The sequence below is a fragment of the Enterobacter sp. CFEC122 genome (genome assembly GCF_052983755.1).
On the sequence record NZ_JBRIQR010000023.1, the window covers coordinates 26779 to 46046 of the forward strand.

Below are 19268 nucleotides of genomic sequence, written 5' to 3' on the forward strand. Positions count from 1 at the left end.
CATTAGCTTACAGAGCCTGGTGTTTCGTCTCGTGCGTCAGCAGCAGCGCAATCAGCGTCAGTGCCGCCATGGCCGCCAGATAAACGCCCACATAGAACAGGCCGTAGTTTGCCTGCAGCCAGGTGGCGATATACGGCGCAACGGAGGCGCCCAGAATAGACGAGACGTTATAGGAGAACGACGCGCCGGTATAACGCACTTCCGTCGGGAACAGCTCTGGCAGCAACGCCCCCATCGGGCCGAAGGTCAGCCCCATCAGGCTCAGGCCAATCAGCAGGTAGGCCATCACCAGCGCCGGGCTGCCTGAACCCAGCAGCGGCGGGAAGATGAACAGAGCAAACAGAACGATCAGCGTGGTGATGGTGATCATGCTTGCGCGACGACCGAACTTATCCGCGAGCAGGCCCGCAATCGGAACCATCACGCCAAACCCGATCACCGCCATCATCAACATCCACAGCACTTCGTTACGCGGCAGACCCAGCCCAACCGGCGCGGCGGCGGTACTGAAGGTCATGGAGTAGACGGTCATGATGTAGAACAGCGTATAGGTGGCCAGCATGATGAACGTGCCCAGTATGGTCACGCGGACGTGTTTGGTCAGCAGCGTGCCCAGCGGCACTTTCACCTGCTTGTTCGCCGCGGCCACTTTCGCGAAAACAGGGGTCTCATGCAGAGAAACACGCACGTACAGGCCAATCAGCACCAGCACGGCTGAGAAGACAAACGGGATACGCCAGCCCCAGCTCATGAACTGTTCATCCGTCAGCAGCCAGGAGAGCAGCAGGAACGTCCCGTTGGCGAAGAAGAAGCCAATCGGTGCGCCAAGCTGCGGGAAAGAACCATACAGCGCGCGCTTGCGCGCCGGGGCGTTCTCGGTGGCCAGCAGCGCCGCGCCACCCCATTCACCACCCAGTCCCAGACCCTGACCAAAACGCGCCAGCGCCAGCAGGACCGGCGCCAGAATGCCGATGGTCTCATACGTCGGCAGCAGGCCGATGGCCACGGTGGAGATCCCCATCGTCAGCAGCGAGGCCACCAGCGTCACTTTACGTCCGATGCGATCGCCAAAGTGTCCAAACAGCGCGGAGCCAATCGGACGCGCAACAAACGCGATAGCAAAGGTCGCCAGAGACTGCAGCGTGGCCGCCGTCGGATCGCCCTGCGGGAAGAAAATGTGCGGGAAGACGATGACCGCCGCGGTGGCGTAAATGTAAAAGTCGAAGAACTCGATGGCGGTGCCAATCAGCGAGGCGACGACAACTTTATTTCGCGAATTTACCGGAACGTTTTCGGTTTCTGAGTCGAGTGTGGTGGCGGTTGCTTGCATAATATTTTCTTATTTTTGTCGAACGAAAGGCCATATTACGCACAGCAAAAGCGACATTTCAATCTGTAACAAAGCCGCGACCTGGTGATAAAAGCAACAAAAAGCGGATAATTTTCAGGCCAGCCAAAACACGTCTATGAAATGCTTCACAGATTTTAAATATCAGTCAATAAAACTGGTTTTCGGTTAAATAAAAGTTACGGACTGGATTTATATGCTGAAATGATGAATCGGGCTGAAATTTCAGCCCGGGAGAGGCGTTAACGGTGCGTTTTGCCCGGCATTCGCGGGTCGTCTTTGTACTCGGCAGTGGCGATCCACGCGGCGCAGAACAGGGTTAACCGTGCGAAGAAGTAGAAGAATGCCATTAATCCCAGCACCGAGCCGAACGCCGCGCCGGAAGGGGATTTCACCAGCGACGGCAGGGTGTAGGTCATCACGATTTTAATCACCTCAAAGCCGATCGCCGCGATCAACGTGCCGCGGATCAGCGCCTTCTTGCGGGGACGATGACGGGGCAAGCGCCAGAAGATCCAGAAGAACAGCAGGTAGTTGGCGAAGATGGAAATGGCCAGCCCAATGCTGCGCCAGGCGGGCTTCAGCCATTCGATGTAATCAAGGTAGAGCGCGGAGATGATCATCTGCTGCGCCGAGCCCGCCACGGAGGTAATGGACAGCGTCACGATGAGCGCGACGAGCAGGCCAATCAGCGAAACAAAGTCGCGGAGATACTTCACCCAAATTTTCTCCTGATCCTGCGGCTTACGCTCCCAGACATCGCGCGACTGGGCGCGAATGGCCTCACGCAGGTTGCCCATCCAGTTAACGCCGGAGTAAAGGGCAATCAGCAAACCGACGATACCGACGGTAGTGCGCTGCTGGACGGCGGTATTGATGGTGCTTTTGAGCGTGCTGGCAAGGGTTGGATCACTGACGTTATTCAGGATTTTGTTAAAGATATCCTGCAACAGCGTCGGGTGCGAGGCGAGCACAAAACCGGCCGCCGCAAACGACACCATCAGGATCGGGATCATCGACAGGAAGGAAAAATAGGTGATGGCGGCACCAAACTGGTTTCCCATACGGTCATTAAAGCGTTCGGTCGCACGTATCAGATGCGCAATCATGGGAAACTGCTGAATTCTGGCGATAATGCCGGTGACGGTCCCCAGCGCTTTGCTGGCGGTACCTGGAGACCTGGTCTCTTCCGGCTCGGTCTCCATCTTCTTGATGGGTTCATACTCTAAATGTTGGGTGGGTCGTTGCGGGTTATTTTCCGGCGTCACGCGTCTTTTCCTTTTCGTTTGGCTGGATGTTACTGAATTATAGCTTGCGACTAGTCCACGTAAGCTTTTGTGAGTTCGGTCAGCCACTCCATGAACAGATGTACCCGGCGGGAGAGGTTGCGCCGGTGGGGATAAATCAGGGAGACAGGCATTGGTTCGGCCCGGTATTGCGGGAGAATTTCAATCAGTTTCTTCGCGCGCAGTAAATCTCGCACCCCAACCCGCGGAACCTGAATGATGCCCAGCCCGGCGAGGCAGGCAGCCTGGTAAGTTTCGGTGCTGTTAACAGTTAACACCCCTCCCGTTTTTATCCACTGCGTCGTACTGCCGTTATAAAACTCAAAGCCCTGTGGGCGAGTTCCCAGCGTAGCGGTGTAGTGAATGACGGCGTGCGAGCCTAAATCGTCCAGCGTTTCCGGGTAGCCAAAACGCGCCAGATAATCCGGGCTGGCGCAGTTAATCACCGACAGCTTGCCCAACGGTCGGGCAATAAGTCCTGAATCTTTCAGCGTGCCGACGCGTACCACGCAGTCAAACCCTTCGCGGATCACATCCACCAGACGATCGCTGCTGCTGAGCTCCAGCTCGATGCCCGGATAATGCTGCAGAAAAGCAGGCAGTTTGGGGATGACTAAATTTCGAGCTACGGCGACGGGCATATCCACGCGGAGCCGTCCGCTGATGCTGGAGGGATCGTGCAAAAACATACCGTCCAGCTCATCGAGGTTTGCCAGCAGATCTTTTGCCCGTTCGTAATAGACCATACCGTCCTGCGTCAGGCTGACGCGGCGGGTGGTGCGGTGCAATAGCTGGGTGCCAAGCCGGTTTTCGAGGGCCTGAATCTGTCGTGACACGCTGCCTTTCGGCAACGTTAATGTTTCTGCCGCGCGGGAAAAACTCTCCAGTTCCGCGACGCGAACAAACAGCTGCATTGCGTGAATTTTATCCATAGATATAGCTCATTGTTGTTTGTGCTGAAACAGTGAAGCGTTTTAACTCATCTTTATTGATTTTCTATCACCTAATAAGCTCTTACTCAATCTCCATAACAGCCAAAACGAGGTTTATGATGACTGAACGTATCGCATTAGTGACGGGTGGTAGCCGTGGTTTGGGTAAAAACGCTGCCTTAAAGCTGGCGGCAGACGGCACGGGAATTGTGCTGACCTACAACCGCAGCCAGCAGGAAGCGCTGGACGTTGTGCATGAAATTCAGGAAAAAGGCGTCAACGCGGCGGCATTGCAGCTCAACGTCGGGGATATCACGAGCTTTGAGCATTTTGCCCAACAGCTTCAGGAGACCCTTAAGAGCGTCTGGCAGCGTGAAACGTTCGACTATTTATTGAACAATGCCGGGACGGGTTTATATGCGCCTTATACCGACACGACGGAAGCCCAGTTTGACGAGGCGCTGAACGTTCATTTCAAAGGACCTTTCTTCCTGACGCAGCGCCTGCTGCCGCTGCTTAGCGACGGCGGACGGATCCTCAACGTCTCCAGCGGGCTGGCCCGTTTTACCCAGCCGGGGTCGGCGACCTACGCGGCGATGAAAGGAGCAATGGAAGTGTTGACGCGTTATCAGGCGAAAGAGCTGGGCGCGCGCGGCATCTCCGTCAATATCATTGCGCCTGGTGCGATAGAAACCGACTTTGGCGGCGGACACGTGCGCGACAACGCGGAGCTCAACCAGATGCTGGCGTCCCAGACGGCGCTGGGGCGGGTGGGGCTGCCTGACGATATCGGCGATGCCATTGCGGCACTGCTCAGCGACAAACTGGGCTGGATGAATGCGCAACGTATTGAAGTATCAGGCGGTATGTTCCTGTGAGGTATGCGCTTGAGTAAATCCTTAAGATAAATGTGTCTAAATACTGACAGATATAAAGAACCCCGGGGATTTGTAACGTATCCATTCGTTGAGTTTTTTCTTAAATAATGCCTCTGTAGAATCCCCCTTCGCTATTCTCAGAGGGGAAAAAACGATGCGAGTAATCATGTTTGACAGGCAGTCACTCTTTATTCACGGAGCGATACACAGTCTTCAGAGGTTGATTCCGGAAATAAATATAACTGGGACCTGTCAGGCAGAAGATTTATGGACTCAGATTTCTGCTTCACCGTCGGCTATCGTCATGATTGATGGGAATTTAATTCAGGACGAAGGGAGCACTTTGCTGGAAGCGATCCTGCATCGCTTTCCGGCGATACGTGTGATTCTGATTTTGGCGAAAAAAGAGGCCAAATGTGCTGAGCAGCTGCGGCAGCGAAACGTCATGGCCATTGTTCCCCGAAACGCCAATCCCGAACGGTTTTCCGCCGTACTGGATTCGGTATCCAGAGGGATGGTCTGTTTTCCCGGAGAGTGGGTCAGAGAGCCGACGTCGCCTCAGGCATTATTATCCTTGAGCGAGCGCCAGCGCGAAGTCTTGAAATTGCTGGCGGCGGGGGAGTCGAATAAAGAGATTGGCCGCAATCTGAACATCAGTGCGGCCACGGTAAAAGCGCACCTCGAGGCGCTTTTCCGGCGGCTGGACGTGAAAAACAGAACGCAGGCAGCCATGTATTATACCCGGGCGACGGCCTGAAAAAGCGCGTTTGGGAGCGACGTTATCTCTCCGAAACTGAATATCATCATCACCAGCGCATCATGCTGCTGTTGGGTTAATGGACGTGTCATATTTTCCCGCAGCAGCGCTTCACACAACCGGATATCTTCGCGCAACAAAGTCTCAGCCTCCAGAGGTGTGACAGGGCCGTGAAAATGCTCCTGATCGCGGATAACGTGGCCATAGCCGATAACCCATAATCCTTTTTCGTCACGATATTTTTCCAGAGAAAGACCCTGATGTTTCTTTATTAACGCGATGGCGGCAGAAGATATTTTCAGCGCATGCTCTTTCATATTCATTTCCTCTTAATGGCGACACTGTAGAGGAAATGAGGTACGAGAAATATCCGCCAAATGGCTATTGATCAGGGATTGTTATTCAGATATTCCTGCCGCAATAAACCAAATAACCAGTCATTATGCCAACGTCCCGCAAGGTAATAGCTCTCGCGTAATTCGCCCTCCAGGCAAAAGCGGGCTTTTTCCAGCAGACGTCGTGAGGCGACATTCCCGGCGGTGACGGTGGCGGTAAGTCGACGTATACCGCCCTGATGAAAAGCGTAATCGCAAAGCGCTTTCAGGGATTCAAAGCCGTAACCTTTCCCCTGCGCCTCGGGAGCGAAAAGAAAACCGACCTCAGCGCAATCCTCCTCCCGATGAATATACCCGGTGACGCCCAACGGAGCCCTGGAAGCGGCGTCACGCACGACGAGGCACAGCCAGTGCGCGCTGCCTGGCGTCCAGGGCGTCAGGCGCGAATCAAACGCCTCGCGGATCGCCGCGACGGGGCGGTCTTCCGCCACAAAGCGCATGACGTCGGGATGCTGCTGTAGCGTCAGAAAAAAGGGCCAGTCTTCTTCTCGTAAAGGCGAGCAGTTCAGGCGAGGGGTAATTAAAACCGGCATTCAGATTCTCCTGAAACATTTTAAATGATTTTAGGGTTGTCACTTTATTTCAACAGAAAGTCAGGTATGGTTAACCGCGTATAAATAAAAAGAAAAAAGGCCGTTACGTGCCAATCCGGATGTCTTCGTTGTCGCTTAAGGAAAACAATGACTCTCAGCACATCACATCATATTCGCGAACAGTTCGAACACTGTCTGGCGGTCATTCGCCATGCGTCGGTGGAAATTTTGCTTCTTCTGAATGTACATGCTTCTGAGGGCAAAGATCCACGCTGGTTTCTGGAACAACTGGACAGCGCGCGATTAGCCCTGGGCGGCTGGGGAGCCGTAGCGAAAAAACTCAACCTGAATGATGCCGAGATGTCGGAATTTACGCTCCAGCTGCGCCTGCTGCAGCAGCGCGTGCCGCAGTATGAAAGCGGACAGGATGTGAGTGAAAACCAGCTGATTGCGGCGATGCGCTTTGTCACCGCGCTGGAGCACCTTCGCCTGCAGCAGCCGCTGTTGACCTACAGCACGGAGCTGGCTCCGGGCAGCGAACTCCAGCAGCAGCAGGCGCATAAGCAGGTGCGGGCGATAGAGCTCATGATAAAAGGGCTCATCCAGCAGGCCTGGCCCGATCAGGTAAGGCTGAATAACCATCTCAAGACTTTGTTTAACGCCGACCGCGTACGGCGCTGGCTGAAGTTGGGCGAGATCAACGATGTCCTGAGCGGCATGATGTTCAGCGAACTGGCGCAAATGCTGGTGGATAAAAAAGAGTTCAGCCGCTATTACGCTTCGCTTTTCAGCGACCCGTCCATGCTGACGCTGCTGGTTGAACCGCGTAAAACGCTGCAAACCTTCCTCGATGACATTCGGCAAATTCGCAACAACATCACCGTCCAGAAAACGTTAAGCTCGGCGCAAATCCAGCTGCTGGATAACTACTATGCGCAGATCGCGCGGCCCGTTCAACGCGCGTTTGAAGAGGGGAGAACGCGCGTCAATCCGGCGGGATTCATGGCGGTAGATGCCAGCGAACTGCATACCTTCTGGGAAAAGGCGCAGAAAATGGATCGGGTCACCGGTGGGGATCTGTTTGAAGTCCGTGACACCATTGAAAAGCCGACCCAGCGCGCGCCGCGCACCCCCGAACAACGCGAGCAGCTCATTTCCGGTGCGTTATGGGGGGCGGTTGGCGTTATGGTGATTGCCATCGTGGCGGGAGGCTTCTGGCTGGTGACCAGCAGTAAACCGCAGCCTGCGGCCGTCAGCGCGGCTGAAGCGGCGCCGCCACAGGAAATGCGTGAGACGCCTTCCTCGCGCGAAACGCTCACGCGCATGGGAGTGACCTGGGACGAGAATAATTTCCGCTCGGCCATTAACCGCAACGACACCCGTGTGACCCAGCTCTTTTTGCAGGGCGGTATGGACTGGAAGCTGTCCTGGACCGAAGAGGCGATGTCGGCAGGCTATGACGACGTGCTGGAGCTGATGCTACGCTACCGGCAAAACATGGTGGAGGAGAAGCCGTGTCGGCGCTTCATCAACACGCTCAGCCACGCGATGTCGAACGGCGAGTCTCTGACCTCGGTACGTAAAGAGTACCTCAAAGCTTTCTGCACCGTGCCAGCGGTGGTGAAACGCCAGCAGCACGATCTCGACATGGCCACACGCCGTGCGAAGTCACAGCCGGATGCCACCACCAAAAAATGGCAGTCTATTCAGAGCGCCATTTATGAGGTGATTCGCTGATTTCTCCTCCCTCTCCCCGTGGGAGAGGGCACCAGCCCGCACCCTATTCAAGGCTCCCCATACAACCCAATCAGCCGCCGCACCACGCCGTTCGTCCAGCCGAAACCATCCTGCAGCGGATACTCACCCCCGCCCCCTTCGCGCGGCGTGCTGCTGGCGATGTGGTACTTCTCAATCAGCTTATGATGCGTCTGATAAAAATGGTTCACCGTATGCAGCCAGCTCCAGGCGATTTCATCCCCCAGCGAGTCGTTGCCGTACTGCTTGAACCCCTGGATCGCCATCCACTGCAGCGGCGCCCAGCCGTTGGGTTTATCCCACTGCTCGCCGGTTTCGTACTCGGTCGCCAGAATCCCGCCCGGCGTCAGCAGTCGCGCCTTGACCGCATCCGACAGGCGCTCGGCCTGCTCATGGGTCGCCATGCCGACATACAGCGGCACAATGCTGGCGGCAGAAAACAGCGCCAGCTCTTCGCGTCGCCAGTCGTAATCGCGGTAACAGCCACTCTCCTCGTCCCACAGATAGCGGTTCACTGCCTCGCGGCGATCGCTGGCTTTCTGGCGGAACAGGTCTGCCGTCTCTTTATCCCCTTTCGACGCCGAGATGTTGGCGATTGCGCTTTCCAGCTTGTACAGGAAGGCGTTCAGATCGATGGGGATAAACTGCGTCGTGCGGATGCTGGCGAGCCGCGACGGATCGCGCAGCCAGCGGGAGGAATAGTCCCAGCCGGACGCCGCCCCGGCGCGCAGGTCGCGATACACCTCGTTTGGCGGACGGCCCGAATGGCGGGCAGTTTCCACGTCCTCAATCCACGATTCATCGCGCGGGGTATCACGGTCATCCCAGTAGCGGTTGAGCAACGAGCCGTCCGGCATACGCACGGCGCTGCGGTAGGCCTGGTTAAGCAGGAGCGACTCCGCGCCGTCCATCCAGAAGGCGTACTCCATTTTGAGGTGTTCCAGATAGCGTTTCGCACCGCGCACGCCGTCCTCCTCAAACAGCTCCACCATCAGCGCAAAGACCGGCGGCTGGGAGCGGCTGAGATAATAGGTACGGTTGCCGTTGGGAATATGCCCGTAGCGTTCAATCAGCCAGGCGAAGTTATCCGCCATACATTTCAGCAGATCGTTACGACCGCTCTCCGCCAGCCCCAGCATGGAGAAATAGGAATCCCAGTAGTAGGTCTCGCTGAATCGTCCGCCGGGAACGATATAGGCTTGGGGCAGCGCCAGCAGGGAAGACCAGGGAATATGATCTTGCGGCTCGCGCGTCAGCACCGGCCACAGGCTGTCAATGTGCTCTTTGAGGGACAGACCGGGGTCGGAGACATATTCCGTACTGTAGGTCTCCGGCAGCCAGAAGTGGTTTTCCACAAACTGGCGCAGGTCGAAATCCCGGTGGCGTCTGACCTTGCGGTAGCGGATCAGGATATCCAGCGGATCCATCTTCGGCGCGCAGTCGGGAAAGGTTTTGCTGTCCGTGAACAGGCGCGAGGACTGCACGTGCTCAAACAGTTCAAGATAGCGGTCTGCGGGCGTCAGTGCATCGGAGGCGGGTAGCCCCTCGATCATCTCGGGTTCCGGCTCCGCCTCAATCATTTCATCCAGTTTCAACTCGCAGGGATCGGTCTCGTAGCGCAGCTCTTCTGCAATCTCGAATTCGATGTTCTCGGTAGCCTGTAGTTTCTGGTTGAACATGGTGATAGGGACCTCCGGTTGTGTGTTCAAAAGACAGGTTTATCCGGGCGTCTTATAAGCGTAGACATTCGCTTCGGTAGATGTGGAGGGATATGTGCGGTAGATCACTCTTTTCGGAGCATTCGTTTTGCAACGATTTATGAATGTGAATAAAAAAAGCCCCTCCGGAGAGGGGCTTATGCATTAACGTATGGTGACAAACTCTTCGGCGGCCGTTGGGTGGATCGCCACGGTATTGTCGAAATCTTTCTTGGTCGCGCCCATCTTCAGCGCTACCGCAAAGCCCTGCAGGATTTCATCCATGCCGAAGCCAATGCCGTGGATACCGACAATCTTCTCGTCCGGGCCGACGCAGACCAGCTTCATGCGGCACGGCTGGCGGTGGGAGGTAACGGCGGTATACATCGCGGTAAACGCGGATTTATACACTTTCACCTGGTCGTCGCCATACTGCTCGCGCGCCTGCGGCTCGGTTAAGCCGACGGTGCCGATTGGCGGGTGGCTGAAGACCACGGTCGGGATGTTGCTGTAGTCCAGATGCTCGTCCGGCTTGTTATTGAACAGGCGCTCGGAGAGACGGCGGCCCGCCGCAACGGCAACCGGGGTAAGCTCAACCGCACCGGTGTTATCGCCGACCGCATAAATGCCCGGTACGCTGGTGTTCTGGAATTTATCGACGACGATATAGCCTTTTTCGTCGGTTTTCACGCCGGTCACGCCCAGGTTGAAATTATCGTTCGCCGGTTCACGACCAATCGCCCAGATCAGGCAATCGACGGTCTGGCTGCGGCCATCCTCCAGCTCCAGCGTCAGGCTGCCGTCTGCATTTTTCACCACCGCTTTTGGCACGGCGTTGGTATGCAGGGTTGGGCCTTCGGTGTTCATCACTTCAACCAGCGTATCAACGATCAGCGGATCGAAGCTGCGCAGCGGCGCGTGTTTACGCACGAACAGGTGCGCTTCGGCACCCAGACCGTTAATCACGCCAGCCAGCTCCACCGCGATGTAACCCGCGCCCACCACGGCAACGCGCTTAGGCAGGGCAGGCAGTTCGAAGAAACCGTCAGAGTCGATGCCATATTCCACGCCCGGGATGTTCGGGTGGCTCGGACGGCCGCCGGTGGCGATCAGGATGTGATCGGCGGTGATCGTCTCACCGTTCACTTCGATCGTTTTCGCGTCCACAAAGCGGGCGAAACCGTGGATAACGTCGACGTTATTTTTGCCCAGCACGTTGTCGTACGAGGTGTGAATACGGTCGATGTAGGCGGTACGGCTGGCGATCAGTTTGTCCCAGTCGAAGTGGTTGATGGTGGTGTCAAAGCCGTAGTCCGGGCCATACATATGGATAGCTTCACGGATTTGCGCCGCATGCCACATCACCTTTTTCGGTACACAACCCACGTTCACGCAGGTGCCGCCCAGCGCTTTGGCTTCAATCAGCGCACACTTCTGGCCGTACATGGCCGCGCGGTTGATGGAGGCGATGCCGCCGCTGCCACCGCCGATGGCGATGTAGTCATAATGCTTAGTCATAGCTTTTGTCCTTAATCGTGAATTGCCGCGATTGTATACCTGAAATCAATAGTTTCCACCGATGGCTGCGATTACTCCGGCACGATCCAACTGACGGAGGTATGACCCGTACCGGCTGGCACCAGCGTTTTGTGCAGCCACGGCAGCACGTTGTTCATCTGCGCTTCGAGCTTCCACGGCGGGTTAATGACGATCATGCCCGAGGCGGTCATGCCGCGCTGGTCGCTGTCCGGACGCACGGCCAGCTCGATCTGCAGGATTTTGCGGATGCCGGTGGCTTCCAGGTCTTTGATCATGCGTTTGATTTGCGCGCGCAGCACCACCGGATACCACAGGGCGTATGTCCCGGTGGCGAAGCGTTTGTAGCCTTCGTGAATACCCGTCACCACCGCCTGATAGTCGGTTTTGATTTCGTACGGCGGGTCGATCAGTATCAGGCCACGACGGGAAACCGGCGGCAGCTTGGCTTTCAGCTGCTGATAGCCGTCGGCTTTTTCCACGCGGGCGCGGCTGTCTTTCTGGAATTCAGAACGCAGCAGCGGGAAGTCGCTCGGATGCAGCTCGGTCAGCTGGATGCTGTCCTGCTCGCGCAGCAGCTGGCGGGCAATCAGCGGGGATCCCGGGTAGTAACGCAGCTGGCCGTTGCGGTTGAAGTGGTTCACCACGCCGATGTACGGCTCCAGCTCGGCAGGCAGGTCGTCCTGCTGCCAGATGCGGGCGATCCCTTCCAGATATTCACCGGTACGCTCGGCATGCTCGCCGCTCAGCTGATAACGGCCCGCGCCCGCGTGCGTGTCCAGATAGAGAAACGGCTTCTCTTTCTCTTTGAGCGATTCGATGATCAGGCTCTGAACGGTGTGTTTAAGGACGTCGGCGTGGTTGCCTGCGTGGAAGCTGTGGCGATAACTGAGCATGGGTAATGATATTCCGCTGAATTGACGATTTGCCACAGTTTACAGCAGAACGGCGCAGATTACCCGTAGGCCCGGTAACCGCAGCGCCACCGGGCTCTTTTCCGCCACGTCTGGCATTGAAATCCTCTACACTTAACCCCATTCTAGATCGCATATGCACAGCGCCGGATGCGCGCTTCATTCACCTCTTTCAACAGGACAGCGTTTATGACCAATCCATTACTGACGCCTTTTTCGTTGCCACCGTTTTCTAAAATCCTCCCCGAGCATGTGGTTCCAGCGGTTACGCAATCGCTGGACAACTGCCGCGCGGCGGTAGAAAGCGTGGTCGCGCAGGGCGGGCCGTACACCTGGGAAAATCTGTGTCAGCCGCTGGCCGAAGTGGACGACGTGCTGGGGCGTATCTTCTCCCCGGTGAGCCACCTGAACTCGGTAAAAAACAGCCCGGAGCTGCGCGAAGCCTACGAGCAAACCCTGCCGCTGCTCTCTGAGTACAGCACCTGGGTCGGCCAGCACGAAGGGCTCTACAAAGCCTACCGCGACCTGCGCGACGGCGATCACTACGCCGAGCTGAACACCGCCCAGAAAAAATCGGTCGATAACGCCCTGCGTGATTTTGAGCTGTCCGGGATTGGCCTGCCAAAAGAGAAGCAGACCCGCTACGGTGAAATCGCCGCGCGCCTGTCCGAGCTGGGCAACCAGTACAGCAACAATGTGCTCGACGCCACCATGGGCTGGACGAAGCTGATTACCGACGAAGCAGAGCTGGCGGGTATGCCGGAAAGCGCCCTGGCGGCAGCAAAAGCGCAGGCCGAAGCGAAAGAGCAGGACGGCTACCTGTTAACCCTGGATATCCCAAGCTATCTGCCGGTGATGACCTACTGCGAAAACCAGGCGCTTCGCGAAGAGATGTATCGCGCGTATAGCACCCGCGCCTCCGATCAGGGGCCGAATGCCGGTAAGTGGGACAACAGCCCGGTCATGGCGGAAATCCTCGCCCTGCGCCACGAGCTGGCGCAGCTGCTGGGCTTTGACAGCTACGCTGACAAATCTCTCGCCACCAAAATGGCGGAAAACCCGCAGCAGGTGCTCGACTTCCTGACCGATCTGGCGAAACGCGCCCGTCCGCAGGGTGAAAAAGAGCTGGCCCAGCTGCGCGCCTTCGCGAAAGCGGAGTTCGGCGTGGACGAGCTGCAGCCGTGGGACATTGCTTACTACAGCGAAAAACAGAAGCAGCACCTCTACAGCATCAGCGACGAGCAGCTGCGCCCGTACTTCCCGGAAAACAAAGCCGTTAACGGCCTGTTTGAAGTGGTGAAGCGCATCTATGGCATCACTGCCAAAGAGCGTACCGATATCGACGTCTGGCATCCGGACGTGCGCTTCTTCGAGCTGTATGACGAGAAAAACGAACTGCGCGGCAGCTTCTACCTCGATCTCTACGCGCGTGAGAACAAGCGCGGCGGGGCGTGGATGGACGACTGCGTGGGCCAGATGCGTAAAGCAGACGGTTCCCTGCAGAAGCCGGTCGCCTACCTGACCTGTAACTTCAACCGTCCGGTGAACGGCAAACCTGCGCTCTTTACCCACGACGAAGTGATCACCCTGTTCCACGAGTTCGGTCACGGTCTGCACCATATGCTGACCCGCATCGAAACCGCAGGCGTGGCAGGCATCAGCGGTGTGCCGTGGGATGCGGTCGAGCTGCCTAGCCAGTTTATGGAAAACTGGTGCTGGGAGCCGGACGCGCTGGCGTTTATCTCCGGCCACTACGAGACCGGTGAACCGCTGCCGAAAGAACTGCTGGATAAAATGCTGGCGGCGAAGAACTACCAGGCGGCGATGTTTATCCTGCGCCAGCTGGAGTTCGGCCTGTTCGACTTCCGCCTGCACGCCGAGTTCAGCCCGGAGCAGGGGGCGAAAATCCTTGAAACCCTGGCGGAGATTAAAAAGCAGGTCGCGGTGATCCCTGGGCCAACCTGGGGTCGTTTCCCGCACGCGTTCAGCCACATCTTCGCGGGCGGCTATGCGGCGGGGTACTACAGCTACCTGTGGGCCGACGTGCTGGCGGCGGATGCCTTCTCTCGTTTCGAAGAAGAGGGTATTTTCAACCGCGAAACCGGCCAGTCGTTCCTCGACAACATCCTGACCCGCGGCGGTTCCGAAGAGCCAATGGTGCTGTTCAAACGCTTCCGTGGGCGCGAGCCGCAGCTGGACGCGATGCTTGAGCATTACGGGATCAAAGGCTGATTGTTACGTGAAGATCTGCTTAGTGGATGAAACAGGCGCCGGAGACGGCGCCTTATCTGTTCTGGCCGCCCGCTGGGGGCTGGAACATGATGAAGATAACCTGATGGCGCTGGTGATGACACCAGAACATCTCGAATTACGTAAGCGCGACGAACCGAAGCTCGGCGGGATTTTTGTCGATTTTGTCGGCGGGGCCATGGCGCACCGGCGCAAGTTCGGCGGCGGTCGCGGCGAAGCGGTGGCGAAAGCGGTTGGGATTAAAGGAAGCTATCTGCCGGACGTGGTGGATGCCACGGCGGGGCTGGGGCGCGATGCGTTTGTGCTGGCGTCTGTCGGCTGTCATGTGCGGATGCTGGAGCGTAATCCGGTGGTGGCCGCGTTGCTGGACGATGGTCTGACGCGTGGCTACGCGGACCCGGAAATCGGCCCGTGGTTGCAGGAGCGTTTGCAGCTGATCCATGCCTCGAGCCTGACGGCGCTGACCGATATCACCCCGCGCCCGCAGGTCGTCTATCTCGACCCGATGTTCCCGCACAAGCAGAAAAGCGCGCTGGTGAAGAAAGAGATGCGGGTGTTTCAGTCTCTGGTGGGGCCTGATCTGGATGCGGATGGCCTGCTGGAACCGGCTCGTCAGCTGGCGACGAAGCGGGTGGTGGTCAAGCGCCCTGACTATGCGCCGCCTCTGGCGGACGTTGCCACGACCAACGCGGTGACCACCAAAGGGCACCGGTTTGATATTTATTCGGGAACACCGGAATAAAAAAGCCGGGTGGCGGCTTCGCCTTACCCGGCCTACATTTCGTGCCGCCTGTAGGCCCGGTAAGCGTTAGCGCCACCGGGCTTTTTTGCACTTACTCGTCTTCTTCGTCACGCAGCGGAACAATCAGCATATCCACGTGAACGGTATTAATCAGCTGGCGAGCGGAAGACATCAGCTTGCTCCAGAAGTCCTGATGGTGACCGCACACCACCAGATCCATGTCGTATTTCTTGATCGCATCAACCAATACCTGGCCCAGGTCGCCGCTGCCGCTCAGGGTTTCGGTAATCGGGTAGCCCGCGTTGGTGGACAGTTCGCTCAGGGCGTGGTGCGTCTCTTCGGAGATACGCTTCTGCATATCGCCCAGATTGACGTCGATCAGACCGGTGTAGAGGTCGGAGTAATTCACATCAACGTGAATCAGCGAAACTTTCGCGTTGTAGGGACGTGCCATGGATACCGCTTTATCAACCAGCACTTTGCTCTCCGGGGAGAGGTCTACCGCGATGAGAATGTGTTTGTAAGCCATAGTGTTACTCCTTCCTTAAGTTATCGATGACTAAATGGGAAAGCCGTCGTCTGATGCTTTCATTACGGCCCAGTTAAACATATTTTTCAAGCTTTGGTGTTGATAACGATTAACCTTGTGGCAAAAAAATTAACGGATCTCCTACACTATTAAATGAGCCGTTCGGATATTAAAACGCGAACCGGATCGACTTTTGGTCATTCTTTCACTGAACTGTCTGTCAGGGCATTGGGGTGCGGTAGCTCAGAAGCCTTGCTTCGTGGGCGGACGCCGGGGAGGATGTATGATTAGCACCGTCGCATTGTTTTGGGCGTTATGCGTAGTTTGCATAGTGAATATGGCGCGCTACTTCTCATCGTTACGTGCGCTGTTAGTGGTACTTCGTGGTTGCGATCCGTTGCTTTATCAGTATGTGGACGGTGGAGGGTTCTTCACCTCGCATGGACAGCCCAGCAAACAGATGCGTCTGGTGGGATATATCTACTACCAGCGCTACCGCGATCATCACGATGAAGAATTTATCCGTCGCTGCGAGCGCCTGCGTCGTCAGTTCATTTTGACCAGTGCCCTGTGCGGGCTGGTCGTCGTCAGCATGATTGCATTGATGATTTGGCACTGAGCATAAAAAAAGCGGGTCAGTTACCTGACCCGCTTTTTTGTCGCCTTTAACCGATTAAATCAGCTTCAGCGAAATCCAGTACAACCCGCCAGACAGCAGGATGGACGCCGGAAGGGTGAACACCCAGGCCATCAGAATGTTGGTCACGGTTTTGCGCTGCAGACCGCCACCGTCAACAATCATGGTACCTGCCACGGACGAGGAGAGTACGTGGGTGGTGGATACCGGCATACCGGTGTAGCTCGCCAGACCGATAGACACTGCCGCCGTCATCTGCGCGGACATACCCTGCGCATAGGTCATGCCTTTCTTACCGATCTTCTCGCCGATGGTGGTCGCCACACGGCGCCAGCCAATCATCGTACCGATACCGAGTGCCAGTGCGACCGCCATGATGATCCAGATTGGCGCGTACTCAATGGTATTGAGCATATCGCCTTTCAGTTTCTTCAGGAGACGCTGGTCGTCAGCATTCACGTCTGGCAGCTTCGCCACTTTATCCGTCACATCAGAGATGCACAGCATAATGCGACGCAGCTGACCACGCTGCTCAACGGTCAGTTTGTCATAACTTTCGATATTGCCCAGCATGCCTTTGGCACGTTCCAGCGCGTTAATCGCGTTTGCCGGATGGCAGTGGAATTCGCCAGGCGCAGTCGTGGCACCGGCTTCCGGAGACGGAATTAACTGGTCAACGCCGGTCGCTTTTTTCAGCAGCTCAGGGTGCTGCTGGAAATAAGTTTCAACGTTGTTGACCGCATCGCGGGTACGGGTGATTTCGTAGCCGGAGGCGTTCATGTTAACCACGAAGCCTGCCGGAGCAACACCGATCAGTACCAGCATCACCAGACCAATGCCTTTCTGACCATCGTTCGCGCCGTGTGAGAAAGCCACGCCGATAGCGGAAATGATCAGGGCAATACGCGTCCAGAATGGCGGCTTTTTCTTGCCGTCTTTCTTTTCACGCTCTGCCGGCGTCAGGTGAATACGGGAGCGTTTTTTGGTATTGCTCCAGTAACGACGCAGGATGAAGATCAGCCCGCCCGCCACCACCAGACCCACGATAGGGGAGACGATGAGAGAGGCAAAGATCCCCAGTACTTTCGGGATATTTAACGCATCAACAACCGATGTACCGGTCATGAGGGCGTTGGTTAACCCGATACCGATAATCGCGCCGATGAGGGTGTGAGAACTGGATGCAGGCAGGCCGAAATACCAGGTACCGAGGTTCCAGATAATTGCAGCAAGCAGCATTGAGAACACCATAGCGAGGCCATGGCCAGAACTTACGTTAAGCAGCAGATCTGTTGGCAGCATATGCACAATGGCATACGCAACGCTCAGTCCGCCCAGGAGGACACCAAAAAAGTTAAATACCGCCGCCATAACAACCGCAAGCTGCGATCGCATTGCGCGAGTGTAGATAACCGTCGCTACTGCGTTTGCAGTGTCGTGGAAGCCGTTGATCGCTTCGTAAAACAGTACAAAAACCAGAGCAAGCAAGAGTAAAAGCCCGGTATGTAAATCCAGGCCGGCAAACAAATGTAGCATAGGACGTTACGCCATTTTGAGGACATGAACGCGGCGCATTATCCAGGACAAATGCGCAACGGGCAAAGTGAAATATAGACTTTTTTTGACATACCACCTGATTTGAGAAAAGTGCCTGAAAGGATATTCTTTAAATTTCAATGGAATGGCTTTGTAATATCTTTTTACGCTGGTGTGACCACAGAGGAAACTTTACAATCCGCGGCAGTTAACAAAGAGGGTTTTGACGTGGAAAGGTTTGATGCCGTGGTAATTGGCGCCGGTGCGGCGGGTATGTTTTGTGCGGCAATGGCCGGACAGGCGGGTCGTCGCGTGCTGCTGCTAGATAACGGTAAAAAGCCAGGCCGCAAGATCCTGATGTCCGGCGGCGGGCGCTGCAACTTTACTAACCTGTATGTTGAACCCGCGGCCTATTTGAGCCAAAACCGTCATTTTTGTAAATCTGCGCTGGCGCGTTATACCCAGTGGGACTTTATCGACCTGGTGGGTAAGCACGGTATCGCATGGCATGAGAAGACGCTGGGCCAGCTGTTCTGCGACGACTCCGCGCAGCAGATTGTCGATATGCTGGTGGCCGAGTGCGAGAAGGGCGGCGTGGTCATGCGCCTGCGCACCGAGGTGCTGGAGGTTTCCCGTGACGACCAGGGCTACACGCTGCAGCTCAACGGCGAAACCGTCAGTGCCGATAATCTGGTGATCGCCAGCGGCGGCCTCTCTATGCCGGGGCTGGGCGCTTCCCCGTTCGGCTATAAGATTGCCGAACAGTTTGGCCTGAAAGTCCTGCCTACGCGCGCCGGGCTGGTGCCGTTCACGCTGCATAAACCGCTTCTGGAACAGCTTCAGACGCTGTCTGGCGTGTCTGTTCCCTCTGTTATCACCGCCGAAGACGGCACGGTGTTTCGCGAAAACCTGCTCTTTACCCATCGCGGCCTCTCCGGCCCGGCGGTCCTGCAAATCTCCAGCTACTGGCAGCCGGGGGAGTTTGTCACGGTTAACCTGCTCCCCGATTGCGATCTGGATGCCTTCCTCAACGAGCAGCGTGCGGCGCACCCGAATCAGAGCCTGAAAAACACCCTGGCAATGCAGCTGCCGAAGCGTCTGGTAGAATGTTTGCAGGTGCTGGGGCAGATCCCCGACGTGTCGCTCAAGCAGCTTAACAGCCGCGAGCAGGAAACGCTGGTCGAGACGCTAACAAACTGGCGCGTGCAGCCAAACGGCACGGAAGGCTACCGCACGGCGGAAGTCACGCTGGGCGGAGTCGACACGAATGAACTCTCTTCCCGTACCATGGAAGCGCGGAACGTGCCGGGGCTCTACTTCATCGGTGAAGTGATGGACGTCACCGGCTGGCTCGGCGGGTACAACTTCCAGTGGGCCTGGGCAAGTGCCTGGGCGTGTGCTCAGGCGCTGGCAGATGTCCGAGGACAATAAAGTTGTACACAAAGCACTAAAGTTGTAACCATTCTCAAAAAACGACGCTAATGTTGTATACTTACTGAATGTGTGGTTATAGGGTTGGAGACTATAAAATGCACATATAGGT

General features: G+C 56.5%; 17 protein-coding genes. 7 read left to right on the top strand and 10 right to left on the bottom strand.

Annotation, left to right across the window (positions count from 1 at the left end; all coding sequences use genetic code 11):
* Window positions 1–7 precede the first annotated feature (7 nt).
* From ACVCAM_RS16425 to ACVCAM_RS16435, 3 genes are all read right to left on the bottom strand, one after another.
* The gene (locus tag ACVCAM_RS16425; protein ID WP_407223738.1) at window positions 8–1330 is read right to left on the bottom strand and encodes an MFS transporter; all 1323 of its coding nucleotides are present in this window, start codon (window positions 1328–1330) and stop codon (window positions 8–10) included.
* A 260-nt stretch (window positions 1331–1590) separates the two neighbouring features.
* Window positions 1591–2616 carry an inner membrane protein YhjD gene (gene yhjD / locus ACVCAM_RS16430; protein WP_008503128.1) on the bottom strand — a complete coding sequence of 342 codons (1026 nt, stop codon included), beginning with the start codon at window positions 2614–2616 and terminating at the stop codon, window positions 1591–1593.
* Window positions 2617–2666: 50 nt separating this feature from the next.
* Window positions 2667–3566, bottom strand: a complete 900-nt coding sequence (locus ACVCAM_RS16435) for a LysR family transcriptional regulator (RefSeq protein ID WP_008503127.1) — start codon at window positions 3564–3566, stop codon at window positions 2667–2669.
* Between the two features lie 119 nt (window positions 3567–3685).
* Here ACVCAM_RS16435 and ACVCAM_RS16440 point away from each other — a divergent pair, with 119 nt between their 5' ends.
* Together ACVCAM_RS16440 and ACVCAM_RS16445 are read left to right on the top strand one after the other, a co-directional pair.
* A complete protein-coding gene (locus ACVCAM_RS16440; RefSeq protein WP_025910193.1) occupies window positions 3686–4444 on the top strand; it encodes an SDR family NAD(P)-dependent oxidoreductase in 759 nt (252 codons plus the stop codon).
* 154 nt (window positions 4445–4598) lie between these two features.
* Window positions 4599–5201 (top strand): response regulator transcription factor, encoded by a 603-nt coding sequence (locus tag ACVCAM_RS16445; RefSeq protein WP_023294761.1) that lies wholly within the window; start codon window positions 4599–4601, stop codon window positions 5199–5201.
* Here the strand turns inward: ACVCAM_RS16445 and ACVCAM_RS16450 are convergent.
* Both ACVCAM_RS16450 and ACVCAM_RS16455 read right to left on the bottom strand, forming a co-directional pair.
* Window positions 5180–5518 carry a lysozyme gene (locus ACVCAM_RS16450; protein ID WP_008503124.1) on the bottom strand — a complete coding sequence of 113 codons (339 nt, stop codon included), beginning with the start codon at window positions 5516–5518 and terminating at the stop codon, window positions 5180–5182. The two genes, ACVCAM_RS16445 and ACVCAM_RS16450, sit on opposite strands and share 22 nt — an antisense overlap.
* 71 nt (window positions 5519–5589) lie before the next feature.
* Window positions 5590–6129: a GNAT family N-acetyltransferase gene (locus ACVCAM_RS16455; RefSeq protein WP_069598862.1), complete on the bottom strand. Its 540-nt coding sequence runs from the start codon at window positions 6127–6129 to the stop codon at window positions 5590–5592.
* A 147-nt stretch (window positions 6130–6276) separates the two neighbouring features.
* On the opposite strand from ACVCAM_RS16455, the gene ACVCAM_RS16460 reads away from it, so the two are divergent.
* Complete coding sequence (locus ACVCAM_RS16460; protein ID WP_008503122.1) at window positions 6277–7866, top strand: STY4199 family HEPN domain-containing protein; 1590 nt, start codon at window positions 6277–6279, stop codon at window positions 7864–7866.
* 47 nt (window positions 7867–7913) lie between these two features.
* Here the strand turns inward: ACVCAM_RS16460 and ACVCAM_RS16465 are convergent, their stop codons facing one another.
* The 3 genes from ACVCAM_RS16465 to ACVCAM_RS16475 all read right to left on the bottom strand — a co-directional run bounded on the left by ACVCAM_RS16465 (window position 7914) and on the right by ACVCAM_RS16475 (window position 12013).
* Window positions 7914–9563, bottom strand: coding sequence for an alpha,alpha-trehalase (locus ACVCAM_RS16465; protein ID WP_008503121.1), 1650 nt, complete (start codon window positions 9561–9563; stop codon window positions 7914–7916).
* Between the two features lie 183 nt (window positions 9564–9746).
* Window positions 9747–11099: a glutathione-disulfide reductase gene (gorA, locus tag ACVCAM_RS16470; RefSeq protein WP_407223737.1), complete on the bottom strand. Its 1353-nt coding sequence runs from the start codon at window positions 11097–11099 to the stop codon at window positions 9747–9749.
* Window positions 11100–11170: 71 nt separating this feature from the next.
* Window positions 11171–12013: a 23S rRNA (adenine(2030)-N(6))-methyltransferase RlmJ gene (locus tag ACVCAM_RS16475; protein WP_021242151.1), complete on the bottom strand. Its 843-nt coding sequence runs from the start codon at window positions 12011–12013 to the stop codon at window positions 11171–11173.
* A gap of 207 nt (window positions 12014–12220) precedes the next feature.
* Between ACVCAM_RS16475 and prlC the strand changes: the two genes are divergently transcribed.
* Together prlC and rsmJ are read left to right on the top strand one after the other, a co-directional pair.
* Complete coding sequence (gene prlC, locus ACVCAM_RS16480) at window positions 12221–14263, top strand: oligopeptidase A (protein ID WP_193149042.1); 2043 nt, start codon at window positions 12221–12223, stop codon at window positions 14261–14263.
* Window positions 14264–14270: 7 nt separating this feature from the next.
* Window positions 14271–15023 carry a 16S rRNA (guanine(1516)-N(2))-methyltransferase RsmJ gene (gene rsmJ, locus ACVCAM_RS16485; protein ID WP_021242153.1) on the top strand — a complete coding sequence of 251 codons (753 nt, stop codon included), beginning with the start codon at window positions 14271–14273 and terminating at the stop codon, window positions 15021–15023.
* Between the two features lie 91 nt (window positions 15024–15114).
* On the opposite strand, the gene uspA is transcribed toward rsmJ, so the two are convergent.
* Window positions 15115–15552 (bottom strand): universal stress protein UspA, encoded by a 438-nt coding sequence (gene uspA, locus ACVCAM_RS16490; protein ID WP_003861223.1) that lies wholly within the window; start codon window positions 15550–15552, stop codon window positions 15115–15117.
* 283 nt (window positions 15553–15835) lie between these two features.
* Between uspA and uspB the strand changes: the two genes are divergently transcribed.
* Window positions 15836–16171, top strand: coding sequence for a universal stress protein UspB (uspB, locus tag ACVCAM_RS16495; RefSeq protein WP_003861224.1), 336 nt, complete (start codon window positions 15836–15838; stop codon window positions 16169–16171).
* A 54-nt stretch (window positions 16172–16225) separates the two neighbouring features.
* Here uspB and pitA read toward each other — a convergent pair whose 3' ends face one another.
* Window positions 16226–17725, bottom strand: a complete 1500-nt coding sequence (pitA, locus tag ACVCAM_RS16500) for an inorganic phosphate transporter PitA (RefSeq protein ID WP_008503116.1) — start codon at window positions 17723–17725, stop codon at window positions 16226–16228.
* Between the two features lie 228 nt (window positions 17726–17953).
* On the opposite strand from pitA, the gene ACVCAM_RS16505 reads away from it, so the two are divergent.
* Entirely contained in the window at window positions 17954–19156 is a 1203-nt protein-coding gene (locus tag ACVCAM_RS16505; RefSeq protein WP_447093627.1) for an NAD(P)/FAD-dependent oxidoreductase, read from the top strand.
* The last annotated feature ends 112 nt before the right edge of the window (window positions 19157–19268 follow it).